We start from the raw sequence: 14,629 nt of genomic DNA, 5'->3' as shown, positions 1-14,629 counted from the left end.
CGTTCAGTTATTTGAAATTAAGAAGTGGTTCTATGTTCTTCAATAGAATCACTCTCATAAAAACAATAAAAGAGAGACTCATGCGCCCCATCAATAAACCGTTAGTAAGCCAACTTCGCCTACCTTCACCGACCTCAAACGTATTAGTACTAGCCTGTATACTGGGGTTAGGATTAAGCGCTTGCCAACCCAATACCGTTGAACAAACTGATACTGCTGTAAAAAACGATAACGAAAACGTATCAGTTACTCAAACAAATAAAACTGCTACAACAGGCAAACCTGTGGTATATCAAGTATTCACTCGCCTGTATGGCAACACCAATACCACCAATAAAGCATGGGGAACTATTGCCGAAAATGGCGTAGGCAAATTCAGTGATTTTACCGATGTGGCATTACAAGATATAAAATCATTAGGCACCACTCACGTTTGGTATACCGGCGTACCACACCATGCATTAATCAATGATTATACGGCTGATGGTATTAGTAATGATGATCCTGATGTCGTCAAAGGCCGTGCGGGTTCACCTTATGCAGTAAAAGATTATTACAACGTCAATCCAGATTTAGCTGATAATCCGGCTAATCGATTGGCAGAGTTTGAAGCATTAATCGACCGCACCCATACCAATGGTATGCAAGTCATCATCGATATCGTACCTAACCATGTCGCGCGCAATTATCATTCTATTTCAGCGCCAAAAGGCGAGCCAGACTTTGGTGCAAACGACGATAAAACTAACACCTATAGTAGACACAACAATTTCTATTATGTGGTCGGTGAAGACTTTCAAGTCCCACAAGCATCGGATGGTTATCTGCCATTAGGCGGCGAAACACATCCCCTCATCGACGCAAAGTTTGCCGAGTCACCGGCAAAATGGACCGGCAATGGCTCACGTTTAGCCAAGCCCGATGCCAACGATTGGTACGAAACCGTTAAAATAAATTATGGAGTCAAACCCGATGGTAGCCATGACTTCCCTGCACTGCCTAATGATTATGCAAATAAAACCACCGCCGAGCATTTAGCCTTTTGGCAAGCACAAGCGGCCGATGACATTCCCGATTCATGGCGTAAGTTTGAGCACATTGCGCAATATTGGCTAGCCAAAGGCGTAGATGGTTTTCGCTACGACATGGCTGAAATGGTACCAGTAGAGTTTTGGAGCTACCTCAATAGCCACATTAAGCACACCAACCCAAATGCGTTTATTCTGGCTGAGGTGTATAACCCCGATTTATACCGCGATTATATTCATTTAGGTAAAATGGATTACTTGTACGACAAAGTCGATTTATATGACACCTTAAAAGCCATTATTCAAGGTAAAGCTAGCACTGCAGCCATTGCGACAGTTCAAGCCAAAGTCAGCGACATCGATCAGTACATGCTGCATTTTTTAGAAAACCACGACGAACAACGCATCAACACCAACGAGTTTGCTGGCAATCCATTTAATGCCCTACCTGCCATGGTGGTCTCTACAACCTTAAGTCGCTCACCCACCTTGCTGTATTTTGGCCAGGATGTTGGCGAACAAGGTGCTGAAAATGCAGGTTTTGGCCAACCGACTCGCACCAGTATTTTTGATTATGTGGGCGTACCGGCTCATCAACGCTGGATGAACAACGGCAAGTTTGATGGCGGACAGTCCACAAGCGATGAAAAGACATTACGCGCTTATTATCAAACGTTATTAAACTTAAGCCACACTGCTACTGCGCTAAGCGGTGAGTACAGGGAACTCGATAGCCTACAACGCCAAAATAAGCTTAAAGGCTATGACGACAGCGTATTTGCTTTTAGCCGTTTTAACGAAGTACAGCAATTGATCATTGTCAGTAATTTCAGTCAAAGCCACAGCAAACAATTTACCCTTCAGTTGCCAAACACACTGATACAAACGTGGCAAATTAGCAGTAATAAAAAGCTGACAGATTTGCTGAAAAGTACCCCACAGAATCAACAACTCATTTTACACAAAGATGGCAGCGCCAGTGTTGATATTGAATTAGCCCCTTTGCAGTCTGTTATTCTTAATGTCGCCAATAAGGCATAAACTGATACTTATAATTGTTTAGTTTATGTAAAAAAGTATCTCATTAAAAAGCCACAGATATGCTTACCTGTGGCTTTTTTAAACGTTTATCGATAACGCACAGACTAAATATTCGGCATCGTTTCAATTGTGCTTAAGGGCAATCCACAGGCCTGTTCGCGTAAAAAATCCATTCCAGACAAAAAGCCTGAAAACATTTTTAGCGCTATAAACTGGCCCTCAACCGTAGTGATATAATTATCACCCTGCTTATTCAGTGCTCCAGCTGAAATTAAAAAACTCATTTCTAACGGGAATGCGTGCCACAAAGACTTGCCGGTATAGGCTTTACATTGTCGATTGTCCAGTAAGCCGCAGCCCATCATCATCATTAAATAATGCTGTGACAGTGCCTTGGTTTTTAATGGTTTGGTATAACAAGTGCCGCTATGTCCTGCTTTAATACGGTTAATGTAATCTGGGATATTAAAACTGGAAATTCTAAATTGCTCCCCAAAGCGACCAAATGCGCCTGAACCGACACCGAAGCAGTCTTCACCATCTAATACATATTTATGTTCAACTGGCTGACCAAAGTTACGGCTAAAGGTCCACGGAAACTCCATAATATAGTGTTCAGCTAACGCTTGTTTTACCGCTAAAAACTGTGGCCATAACGCTTCAGGCTCGCCAGCAAGGCAACCGGCTTTTTTGCGATTTTTACCAATGCCAATGGTTAACGGATAAGTGGTAATTTGATCAGGACGTAAACGAATGGTTTGAGCCAAGTCGTTCGCCACCGTCTGCGGTGTTTGCATGGTAAAGCCATACATCATATCGAGATTAACCGTAGGGATAATCTCGATAGCGCGGCTAACATACTCAGCTTGTTGTAAACCGCTGCCAAATTTTTCAAAACGACCAACCGCTTTTAAAATCTTATCGTCAAAGCTTTGTATTCCAATCGACATTCGGTCGACCAAACCGTTAAGCAAATGCGGCTGACCATTTTTAAAGTAAATAGGATCGCTTTCACAAGTGACTTCACGTACTGATGTTAATGACTTAATCAACTCTATTGTTTTGATCAGCTCATCTTCTAAAATAGTTGTGGTGCCACCGCCGATGTACACCCGATTAAAACGAAATCCTTTGGCAAGCACTTGGCGGATTTCTTGTCTCAGCGCCTTAAAATATTCTCGGGCTACTGGTTCATTAAATTTAATTTTATGAAACGAGCAATAACGGCACAAAGTATGACAAAAAGGAATGTGGATATAAAGCGTTTCAATCGGCTTGTCTGGCACAATCAGCGGTTGTAATTCATCAAGTGCTACAGCATCTTGCAGATTTAATGAATGTCTTATGGTTTGGCCCATAACCCAGTCAAGGCTGCTTGTGGCAATATTCAACTTTGAGGACGAAAAGAATGTGTTCATGAGTTGGCCTTAGTCTTAGATACTGCCAATGGCATGAGTGTTTAAATCAGCAGGATGGGCTTCAGCCAATCCTGAGTATCTGCGTAAGTGTGCTATTTAACAGCGATTATTTGTGTGATATTAGATTGCGTGAATAGATTGCGTAATTAGAAAATCTATATTTATATGTATAACCACACCTTTACCTTTATCTACACAATACGAGCCTTCCTATTGTTAAAGTTTGATGTTGATCACATATTGAAATTCAAAGGTTCAAAGGGGATTGTGTGCTTAATTGGTGAAATGGATTTATCCGAGCCAGAAATCAACACTGAAGAGTTAGTGAGTGAAATTGAAGAGTGTATGGTAAATTATATTTACATTAGGCTTATCTAGAACCAACTAGTGCTAAGCCACATATTGTCATCTTGATTAATTTAGTGATTACAAATTTTATCTGCTGCTGTGGTAATACCGCCGTCACTGGGAATAAACTTACCTTTGCCCTCTAAAAACTCAATCAGCATCTCAGCGTCCATCTCTGTTGCAGAGCAAGTATGATAACGAGTATCTACACCAAATGTAGTTTGCATCATCATTTTAAGCTCTTGTTTTGTTAACGCTGAGCCGTGGGTTAGCATCATTTGCATAACTTGATGACCGTGAACTGATCCAGACATAGTATCTCCAATTAAAGATGTAATTTATTTGTACTTTATAACGTATTTTTTAGTTATAAATACCGATCTCACACACAAGATTTGAAAAATATCTTTCTTGTTGCCTGTATTAAAATTGATGCTGCTAACAGAATTATATAGCCATATTTGGCTTGCTATTAACATTTAACCTATACAAAAGTGTACGCTAATCGCTAATGCACATCACTTATGATTATTGATAAATCATTGTTTAATCGTCATTATCGCAACGAAATATGCAACTAAAGATCAACACCTTATGTTTAATATTTTAATGACTAGTTAACAATTATTGATTCATGGAGTAGGTAAATGGAATTAACAAACAAGTGGCGACTTTCTGTTGTTGCAACTGCACTTTCTTTTGTATTAACCGGATGTGGTTCATCTTCCGATGATGAAAATGAGGTGATTAAAAACATCGCACCGTTAATATCTTCTAGCGCTGTTGTCACTGCAATTGAAGATAGTGAATACCTGTATCAGCTAACCGTTACCGATCAAGACGATGCCAATGATGGTACGAATTTAACATTCAATTTAACCAATGCGCCAGATGGTATGGCCATTAACAATACAGGTCTGATTTCATGGACACCACTTGAAGGTGTATTAACGTCTGGGTCAATCACGGTTACTGTGAGTGATGGTGGAGAAGACGAAGCGCAACCTGCTGTACAGAACTTTGAAGTCTCTGTAACGCCTGTAAACGATGCCCCGGTTGTGTCTTCTATCGTGGCGCAAAGTGTTGATTCAGGCTCGACATTTACCTACCAATTAATTGTCTCTGATGTAGACGATTCTGACATTGAAAATGACATTAACTTTGAACTAATTACCGGACCAAATGGTTTATTGATTAGTCCTTCTGGCTTAATGAGTTATACATCTTCCGTATATGAAACAAAATCAACCGATATTTCTGTACAAGTTACTGACGGTGGTGAAGATAGCGTTGCGCCAGTTCAAGTTAGTTTCAATTTAAATGAAAAATATTTTTATACTATTTCTGGTACCACGATTAACTATTTTAATGGTGAAGTCATTCCAGAAAGTGTCGTGAGTTTATCTAATGGTAACCTAGTTGTTAATACAGTAACGGCTGATGCTGAAGGCTTATTTTCAGCAAAAATCCAAGATACTCAATTGAGTGACAGATTGACTATTGTGGCTGATGCGACAGATTATTCTGAAGCTGCATTGAGTATTTCAAGAAATGAACTAACCCAAGAACACAATTTACTATTACAACCTGTTCATGCATCAATTAGTTTTGATGCGACTCAAGTATCTGAGCTAGCTGTTGATGGTAATGTGCTTGTTACTTTACCTGAAAACAGCCTTGTTGATTTAAATGGTAACCTTGTATCTTCTGCCGTTGTAGCTGAACTAACCGTCATTAACCCGGCTATTGATATTGAAATGATGCCAGGTGATATGCTCACAACAAACGGTGCCAACGAAATTGTGCCAATAGAATCATTTGGTGCTATTACAGTTAGTTTTGTTGATAGTGCAGGTAACAAGCTACAACTCGCTCCAAACAAAGTCGCGCAAATTCATATACCTGTAGCAGGTACTACTCCCCCCTCAACGATACCGCTTTATTATTTCGACACCACGTCAGGTTTATGGATCGAAGAAGGTGAAGCGCAATTAGTTTCAGTCAACGGTGAATCATTTTATCAAGGTAATGTTAGTCATTTCACTACTTGGAATGCTGATATGATTTACGACACCATTATGGTAAATGGTTGTGTGGAAGATGAAGATGGTAATTTGTTAAATGGTGCTCGCGTTATTTCAGACGGACGTGATTACTTGGGGCGCTCACTCACATTCTCTATCGATGATGGCACATTTAGCATCCCAGTTAAGCGTCATTCTACCGTTTTACTTGGCGCCACTATCGGATTTCAAAGCCGAACATCTATTATTAACACGTTTGAAGAGGACATCACCTTAGCAGAGTGTTTAGTGCTATCTGAAGCGTTAACTAAAATAACCTTGAACTGGGGTGAAGCACCAAGAGATTTAGACTCACATCTCTATATTACTGATACTGAAGGTAATGAAAGCCATGTGTATTATGCCAATTCAGAAGTCACCCTTAATGAAACCATCATCTATTTAGATGTTGATGATGTAACAAGTTATGGGCCTGAAGTGATTTCAATTCCTCAGTTTCCTGTCGAAGGTAGATACGATTACTACGTGAAAAATTTCTCTGGCTCACCTGACATTGACCCGGCTACAACACGTGTTGAATTTATATTTAATAATGAACAACGCATATTTAGCCCACCAACAGTTGGTATTACAGAGTGGTGGTATGTAGCCAAAATTGAAAAAGGTGCTGATGGTCAATTATTGTTCACCTCAATTAATGAATGGATAGATGAACCGCAACCAGTGACGCCGCAATCATCACAAGGAATACAATCGGTGGTTCCGATCAAACAAATTGAATCAATTGTTAAAGGCATGATTAGTAGTAAGTATTACGATAGCCAGACCAAGTAAATACTCCAGAGGGATTAAGCCACAAATTTAATCCCTTTTTTATTAATTATTCAATTAACTACATAGCCGTAACTAATAAATAACTTGAATCTGCGCTACTCATTTTTTCAGTCATTAATAGCGTTACAGCGGGCCTTTAAACTGTGATAATAGACATTATATTAGGCTTTAACTGATTGATTATTCGACTACGTTATCCGCTTCATGTTTAATTTACCTCTAATAGGATTTCCCCATGCGCGCTTTTGTAGTTCGAGCCAGAGCAGCTCCCGTTGATAGCCAACAATTTTTGGCAGGTATTGGTCAATCGGCCCACACTGAAATTTTAGCTCACACTTTGATGAATACCATTTTTGTCGCCCAATCACATCGCGACGATGTAGTGGTGTATTTAGTGTTAGAAAGCACCCTCGATTTTTCTCGCACCATCTGTTTCCGTTCAAGTGAGTTAGGTCATATTGGCGGCTTCCATGAGCAAAACTTAACCCATAAAATTGCTAAAGCCTTAACGGCATCTAAAGGCATGGCGAAAGAACAATTACGTGAAGTTGAAGCAGGTATCACAGTGCGCACTGTTAGCTTTGAAAAACTGGTGCAAGAGTTAGCGGAAGATTATCAGCTGTATATGTTAGAGAAAAAAGGCACCCCAGTACGTGATATCGAGTTTGCTGCTAACCCGTGTTTTTTACTGACCGATCATATTCCTATGCCTAAAAAGAGCTTTAACAGTCTTAAACGCCTGGGTACCCAGCACATAAACTTGGGGCCCAAAATGTTGTTTGCATCACAATGCGTGGTGTTAATACACAATGAATTGGACATGAGATTGTAAATTAATACGATTGCGTAAAGGATAAAGTGTTGGTGAACAATGTCTGAGTCAAGTAATCAACCCTGAGCCAATCATTGTTCGTGGGGTAATAAAATTGTTGCGTAATTTCACTTCAAGCACTTGCTTGGCACACTGAATACGTATGCAAATCTTTGCTGTATAAACGAAAAGCGTCATATATTACTTGTTCTAAAGATAAAATAATAATCAACAAGGACATACTATGGCGCGCGTTTTATTTAACGGAGCAAATCCGCTATCCACACAGTCACACTTTGCACTTAATGTTATCGCAGTAGCTTGTGCTGTCGCGTTATCAACCATTCCCAGTCTCGCTCAAGCTAAAACCATTAATGTCGCCTCGCCTGACAAGCACATCAACATCAGCTTGACCGATGATAATGGCCGTCCTGAATACCAAGTAAAATTTAATGACAATATTGTTATCAACCCAAGTAAATTAGGGTTGGTATTTCAACAGGTAGGTGAATTAGGTACTGATTTTAACATTAAACATGTGACTAACAGCAGCGTAGACCAAACATGGCAGCAACCTTGGGGTGAACGTGAAAATATCCGCGATCATTACAACCGCGTGGTCGCCACCCTGAGTAACGGCAAAATTGACTTTGATATCGAATTTAAAGCATTTAATGACGGTATTGGCTTTCGTTACCTAGTGCCAAAACAAACCGGGTTGGCTAACACACCAAAACTCGATATTACCGATGAATTGACTGAATTTGCCATCCCAGATCCACAACACACAACCGCATGGTGGATCCCCGGGCGCGGCTGGAACCGCTACGAATATTTATACCGTACAACCTCACTTGATAAAATCGACAGAGCCCACACACCTATGACTTTTAGAACGGCTGATGGCGTGCATTTAAGCATCCATGAAGCCGCCCTCACCGATTATGCTGCAATGGTGCTTAATCAAGGGCGTGACGGTATTTTACGTGCTGATTTAACCCCCTGGTCAGATGGTATTCGAGTGAAGACTCAACCTGGCTTTTCAACACCTTGGCGTACGATTCAAATTGCTAAAGATGCCCCAGGTTTACTTAACTCAGATCTTATCCTTAATCTTAATGAACCCAATAAACTAGGTGATGTGTCTTGGGTGCAACCGGGTAAATACGTCGGCATTTGGTGGGGAATGCACCTCAATGAAAACACCTGGGGAAGCGGCCCTAAGCATGGTGCGACCACCAGCGAAACTAAGCGTTATATGGACTTTGCCGCCCAATATGGGTTTGATGGGGTATTGGTAGAAGGTTGGAATGAAGGCTGGGATGGTAGTTGGTTCGATAACGGCGATGTATTCAGCTTTACGAAGGCTTACCCTGATTTTAATATCGATGAGATTACACAATACGGTCACAATAAAAATGTCCGTTTAATTGGTCATCATGAAACCTCAGGTTCAGTGACTAATTACCGAAATCAAATGAGTGATGCTTATGATTTATATCAAAAAAATGGCGTGACTCAAGTTAAAACCGGTTACGTAGCAGACGGTGGTGACATTAAGCGCGTTGATGAAAATGGTATAGTGCGCCATGAATGGCACGACGGCCAATTTATGGTTAACGAATATCTACATAGCGTTACCGAAGCCGCAAAACGTGGCATTAGCATTAATACTCACGAGCCGATTAAAGATACCGGTCTACGTCGTACTTATCCAAATTGGATAGCACGCGAAGGCGCTCGAGGCCAAGAGTTTAATGCATGGGGAAGCCCACCTAATACTCCAGAACATACAGCAATTCTACCTTATACCCGTATGCTGGCTGGGCCGATGGACTTCACCCCTGGGATCTTTAATTTAGCGCCTGAAGGTCTAGATGCGGTTAACCGCGTAAAAACCACACTCACAAAGCAATTAGCCTTGTATGTCGTGTTGTACAGCCCTATTCAAATGGCTGCAGACTTACCGCGTAACTATGTGCGACGTCTCGATGCCTTCCAGTTTATTGAAGATGTACCAACAGATTGGAGCGACAGTATCGCCCTTGCAGGTGAAGTTGGCGACTATGTTGCCTTTGCAAGAAAACAGCGCGGTGCTGAAGACTGGTACCTAGGCGCATTAACAGATGAAGATTCACGAAAATTGACGTTAAAATTAGACTTCCTCACGCAGGGGAAACGCTACCAAGCCCAAATTTATCGTGACGGTGATAAAGCGGATTGGCTAACAAACCCTTATGATTACGTGATTGAAACCAAAATCGTTACTGCAAAAGACGCGCTGACACTTAACCTCGCAGCCAGTGGGGGTACCGCGATTCGTTTTAAAGCTTTGTAACGCTAGAATGTTACATAAGTGTTCGCATTAGGTTGCTCACAAAGCATGAATACGTATGTAGTCAGTTGTACCAAGAACAAGCTCGAGGATACTATAAAACATGCTATTTCGTTTCTAATTGCAGGATGGAATGGTTTAGGTCGTTTCTGGTGTGTCTTCGGCCATGGAGACCATCAGCTTTAGAGTACCTTGATTAACTTTATCCACTGATTATTTGACGAAAGTCGCTAATGGATAAAGCGTAGGTTTTGGCGAATATCCGTCTTAGGGAGATGCGTATTCGCCATTTTTTTAACTATTAATATGTAACATAGCCAACGTAATGGTTACCAACGAATTCGCCATAAGCAATAAAATTAAAAAGAAGTAAGCACAACGACTTACCAAAAAGGATGTCACATGTCTGACAATAATTATAAAAACGTCACCCAACAACCGCAGCTTAATTTTTGGCAAATCTTCAATATGTGTTTTGGATTTTTGGGGATCCAATTTGGTTTCGCACTGCAAAACGCCAATGTCAGCCGTATCTTTCAAACTCTAGGAGCATCCATTGATGACATTCCCATTTTATGGATTGCCGCACCGCTCACGGGTCTCATAGTACAACCTATCATCGGTTATTTAAGTGATAACACTTGGAATGGATTAGGCCGTCGTCGCCCCTATTTTTTAATTGGCGCCATACTAACCACCTTGTCGCTATTTATCATGCCGCACTCACCTACGTTATGGATTGCGGCGGGTATGTTGTGGATTATGGATGCCTCAATCAATATCGCCATGGAACCGTTTCGTGCTTTTGTCGGCGATAATCTACCCAAAAACCAACGGACCCAAGGCTATGCAATGCAGAGCTTTTTCATTGGTATTGGTGCGGTGGTGGCATCTGCCTTGCCATATATTTTAACCAATGTATTTGATGTGGAAAATACCGCCCCAGCGGGCGAAATTGCCGACTCTGTACGCTATGCATTTTACTTTGGTGGCGCGGTACTAATGTTGGCCGTGGGTTGGACCATTATTTCAACCAAAGAATACTCTCCAGAGCAATTGGCTGAATTTCATCAACAAGACACTACTGATGCACAAGACACTAACGCCAATACGCGTACAGTCAAACAATATCAACATGGTGCCATTATATGGATGGCGATTGGCGCCATTTTCACTCTCGCAATTGTAAGCCTAGACCTAGATAAGCAACTTTATATTTTAAGTTTGGGTATTTTTACCTTCGGACCACTGCAACTTTACTGCTCGCGTAAGTTAGCCAAACTGTCAAACAATAACGCTGAATCGTCAGCAACACGCGACGGCTTAGGCATGACGTTTAATGTTGTCGATGATTTGTTTCATATGCCTAAAGCCATGCGTCAGCTAGCACTGGTACAGTTTTTTGCTTGGTTTGCGCTATTTGCAATGTGGATTTACACCACAGCGGCCGTTACTTCGTACCATTACGGCACCACTGATGTGGTATCACAAGCCTATAATGATGGTGCAGATTGGGTCGGTATCTTATTCGCGTCATATAACGGCTTTGCTGCAATTGCTGCGATTATTATTCCGTTTCTAGCTAAAGCCGTCGGCATTAAGCTCACCCATACCATCAACATGTTTATTGGCGGTGCGGGTCTCATCAGCTTTATGTTTATTGAAAACCCTAACCTGTTGTGGATACCGATGATTGGCGTTGGTTTTGCTTGGGCATCCATTCTATCGGTACCTTACGCCATGTTATCAGGTGTATTACCCCCGAAAAAAATGGGCGTTTACATGGGGATTTTTAACTTCTTCATTGTGATCCCACAGCTGTTAGCGGCCAGTATTCTTGGCTTATTGCTTAAGGTATTTTTTGATGGACAACCTATTTACGCGTTAGTACTAGGCGGGATATTTATGATGTTGTCGGGCATTGCGGTGTTATTTGTCGATCAAGACAAGCAAACACAATAAGAATTACCAGTCTTTGTCACTGGTAACTAGGGTCTGTTGATCTTTGCAGGTTAAATTTTGTTCGAGATAAAAACGTTTTAATCGAGGCGAGCGGATTGCTGCCTAGCAATCTAAGCTACTTTTACTTAACGAAGAGTAACTCAACAAAGAGTAAAACGTTTTTAGCCGAACCCTTCGGGCAGCGTTTGTTGGTCATTTTTACTGCGTTATCGACTTTTTATGTAGAATAACTACACCACAAAGTCTCTGCCTTGTACAAATGACCAACAATTTGCTGCAAAAACAACCTTGAAAGATCAACAGGCCCTAAATTAAGATCATTATTTTGGGGAATTCCATGTTAAAACCACATTTACTCACGCATCACAGCATCATAGCGAAAGCTGTCACAACTAGTCTGATGGCACTAGCCTTAAGTGCATGCTCACCAGCTGATACTCAAGTAAACACACAAGCTCAGGTTATTAACGTCGCACCCGGTACCCCGGGCATAGAACCTACTTGGGCTTTCTCAGGAAAAACTGGCATAGGCACATCTTATGAGCCCTATGTTAACGGCCATTATCAAGACACAGCTGCAAACCCTGTCAGTAAAGTGTGGTTTTCGATAGCTCAAGGCGTATTAACCGAAACCATGTTTGGCCTTATTCACAATGCCCAGCTTAAAGAACTGCAATTTATTATCTCTGGCAATGGCTTTGTCGATACTGAAAAAGACCACACTATCAGCACTATTGAGTATTTAGATACCGATGATATGGGACGACCATTATCGCTGGCTTATAAAGTCATTAATAAAGATGTTGAAGGTAAATACCAAATAGAAAAACATATTTTTACCGATCCCGATAGAAATAGCTTGATGATGAAAGTCACCTTTACTGCTTTTGAGGCTGGCATTACGCCACACCTTTATGTCAATCCGCACATTGATAACAGTGGTTCAAATGACATTGCTAGTGTTGAAGGCCAATCGCTAGTGGCTTACACCAGCGACACTAATTCAACGGTAATGACCGTTAAAACAGATGTTGATTTTGTCGCTGCAAGCGCTGGGTTTGTCGGCACATCAGATGGTATTGTCGATTTACAAGATAACGGTAAACTTGACTCTCATTACCAAACCACTAGCGACACCAATCAAGGCGGCAACGTCGCCCTAACCGCACAATACCCTACCCTCACCAATGCTAATGACAGCCTAAGCTTTAATTTGGTTATTGGTTTTGGTAAAGACAAAGCAAGCAGCTTAGCCACCACTCAAGCGACATTAGATGCGGGTTATGACGCCGTTAAACAAGCGTATTTAGGCGACGATAAACATCTTGGCTGGAAAGATTACTTAGCCTCGCTGAAGCCATTAAATGACATGAGCAGCAACACTACAGATAACGGTAAATTACTCTATGCCAGCGCCTTAGTGTTAAAAGCTCAAGAAGATAAAACCCATGCTGGTGCGTTAATCGCATCACTTTCAAATCCTTGGGGCGACACCGTTTCAGCTAAAGTCGGTAGCACAGGCTATAAAGCCGTATGGCCACGTGATTTTTACCAATGTGCAATGGCATTTTTAGCCATGGGCGATATTCAAACACCAAAAGTGGCTTTTGAATATTTAAAGCAGGTTCAAGTTCAACAACAAACACCTGGTTTTGCAGGTACTCCTGGATGGTTTTTACAGAAAACCCATGTCGATGGTGAAATTGAATGGGTTGGCGTGCAGTTAGATCAAACCGCTATGCCAATCATGCTCGGCTGGAAACTGTGGCAAGCAGGTGTGCTTAGCGATGCAGAAATAATCCAATGGTATAACGACATGCTTAAACCAGCCGCTGACTTTTTAGTTAAAGGCGGCAAAGTAAAACTGGATTGGAATGACACTGAAATTAACCCTCCTAGTACCCAACAAGAACGCTGGGAAGAGCAAGCAGGATTTTCTCCATCCACAACTGCAGCCGTAATTGCGGGTTTAGTGGCTGCCAGTGATATCGGAGCGCTAGCCAAAGATGAACAAGCACCTGAATATGCCGATTTAGCGCGTAAGCTACAACGTCAGCTCGAAACAACGATGGTCACCACCACTGGCTTATTAGGTGAAACAGATGCCAAAGGTAAAGTTGCACCTTATTATGTGCGCATTAGCCCAAATGGTAACCCTAATAACACCGATAAGCTCATCGATAACAATGGTAAACCTGGTTTAGATCAGCGCATGATCCTCGATGGTGGTTTTTTAGAATTAGTCCGTTATGGTGTGGTTAACGCCCAAGACCCTGTTATTAAAAACAGCGTCATGCTAATAGACAACCAAGGTCTTGAAGATAACTTACGAGTTAAATACCTATTTACCGCCAAAGATGGCAGTAAAGTACCAGGATACCGCCGCTATGGTAACGATGGATATGGTGAAGACACTGTCACAGGTCTTAGCTACGCTGAAAAAGGCGACACCGAAAATCAACGAGGTCGAGTATGGCCTTTCTTTACCGGTGAACGCGGTCATTACGAATTAGCCTTAGCAAAAGCGAATGACACCTTAACCCCTGACACGAGGAAAGTATTAATCAATACCTATGTTCAAGGCATGGAAACCTTTGCTAACCAAGGGTTAATGTTGCCAGAGCAAGCTTGGGACGGCGTAGGCAACGCGACTCGTTATAATTACAAAATGGGCCAAGGTACCAACTCAGCAACACCGCTAGCGTGGACCCATGCTGAATACGTTAAATTGGTGCGTTCGATGACCGATGAAAAAGTATGGGACTTTTACCCTGTTGTACAACAAACACTCGCTAAATAGCACTGTATTAATCACAGTGTATTGATAG

The 14,629-nt window shown here is 41.6% G+C and carries 8 protein-coding genes; 6 read left to right on the top strand and 2 right to left on the bottom strand.

The annotated features are described in order from the left end of the window. The first annotated feature begins 80 nt into the window (after window positions 1-80). Entirely contained in the window at window positions 81-2,069 is a 1,989-nt protein-coding gene (locus tag CXF88_RS15290; protein ID WP_242445176.1) for an alpha-amylase family protein, read from the top strand. A gap of 104 nt (window positions 2,070-2,173) precedes the next feature. Here the strand turns inward: CXF88_RS15290 and CXF88_RS15285 are convergent, their stop codons facing one another. Together CXF88_RS15285 and CXF88_RS15280 are read right to left on the bottom strand one after the other, a co-directional pair. Further along, on the bottom strand, window positions 2,174-3,487 hold the full coding sequence (locus CXF88_RS15285) for a coproporphyrinogen III oxidase family protein (protein WP_101087620.1): 1,314 nt from the start codon (window positions 3,485-3,487) through the stop codon (window positions 2,174-2,176). A gap of 419 nt (window positions 3,488-3,906) precedes the next feature. Next, window positions 3,907-4,149 carry a YecH family metal-binding protein gene (locus CXF88_RS15280; protein WP_101087619.1) on the bottom strand — a complete coding sequence of 81 codons (243 nt, stop codon included), beginning with the start codon at window positions 4,147-4,149 and terminating at the stop codon, window positions 3,907-3,909. 333 nt (window positions 4,150-4,482) lie between these two features. Between CXF88_RS15280 and CXF88_RS15275 the strand changes: the two genes are divergently transcribed. From CXF88_RS15275 to CXF88_RS15250, 5 genes are all read left to right on the top strand, one after another. Further along, window positions 4,483-6,693 carry a putative Ig domain-containing protein gene (locus tag CXF88_RS15275; protein WP_101087618.1) on the top strand — a complete coding sequence of 737 codons (2,211 nt, stop codon included), beginning with the start codon at window positions 4,483-4,485 and terminating at the stop codon, window positions 6,691-6,693. A gap of 235 nt (window positions 6,694-6,928) precedes the next feature. Further along, a complete protein-coding gene (gene trmY / locus CXF88_RS15270) occupies window positions 6,929-7,525 on the top strand; it encodes a tRNA (pseudouridine(54)-N(1))-methyltransferase TrmY (RefSeq protein ID WP_101087617.1) in 597 nt (198 codons plus the stop codon). A gap of 223 nt (window positions 7,526-7,748) precedes the next feature. Further along, a complete protein-coding gene (locus CXF88_RS15265) occupies window positions 7,749-9,842 on the top strand; it encodes a glycoside hydrolase family 97 protein (RefSeq protein WP_101087616.1) in 2,094 nt (697 codons plus the stop codon). A gap of 399 nt (window positions 9,843-10,241) precedes the next feature. After that, window positions 10,242-11,801, top strand: coding sequence for an MFS transporter (locus tag CXF88_RS15260; protein ID WP_101087615.1), 1,560 nt, complete (start codon window positions 10,242-10,244; stop codon window positions 11,799-11,801). Window positions 11,802-12,138: 337 nt separating this feature from the next. Continuing rightward, window positions 12,139-14,601, top strand: coding sequence for a glucan 1,4-alpha-glucosidase (locus CXF88_RS15250; RefSeq protein WP_101087614.1), 2,463 nt, complete (start codon window positions 12,139-12,141; stop codon window positions 14,599-14,601). The last annotated feature ends 28 nt before the right edge of the window (window positions 14,602-14,629 follow it).

Origin of the sequence: Shewanella sp. ALD9 (assembly GCF_002836315.1) — a bacterium.
In the GTDB taxonomy this organism is placed as follows: Bacteria; Pseudomonadota; Gammaproteobacteria; order Enterobacterales; family Shewanellaceae; genus Shewanella.
The sequence above is the reverse complement of the archived record's forward strand: the minus strand, read 5'-3'. Positions and strand labels throughout refer to the sequence as shown.

What these genes read in the sequence shown, in the direction of transcription:
- CXF88_RS15285 (WP_101087620.1), bottom strand. Translation starts at nt 3,487, where the DNA reads ATGAACACATTCTTTTCGTCCTCAAAGTTGAATATTGCCACAAGCAGC.
- trmY (WP_101087617.1), top strand. Translation starts at nt 6,929, where the DNA reads ATGCGCGCTTTTGTAGTTCGAGCCAGAGCAGCTCCCGTTGATAGCCAA.
- CXF88_RS15250 (WP_101087614.1), top strand. Translation starts at nt 12,139, where the DNA reads ATGTTAAAACCACATTTACTCACGCATCACAGCATCATAGCGAAAGCT.
- CXF88_RS15275 (WP_101087618.1), top strand. Translation starts at nt 4,483, where the DNA reads ATGGAATTAACAAACAAGTGGCGACTTTCTGTTGTTGCAACTGCACTT.
- CXF88_RS15290 (WP_242445176.1), top strand. Translation starts at nt 81, where the DNA reads ATGCGCCCCATCAATAAACCGTTAGTAAGCCAACTTCGCCTACCTTCA.
- CXF88_RS15280 (WP_101087619.1), bottom strand. Translation starts at nt 4,149, where the DNA reads ATGTCTGGATCAGTTCACGGTCATCAAGTTATGCAAATGATGCTAACC.
- CXF88_RS15265 (WP_101087616.1), top strand. Translation starts at nt 7,749, where the DNA reads ATGGCGCGCGTTTTATTTAACGGAGCAAATCCGCTATCCACACAGTCA.
- CXF88_RS15260 (WP_101087615.1), top strand. Translation starts at nt 10,242, where the DNA reads ATGTCTGACAATAATTATAAAAACGTCACCCAACAACCGCAGCTTAAT.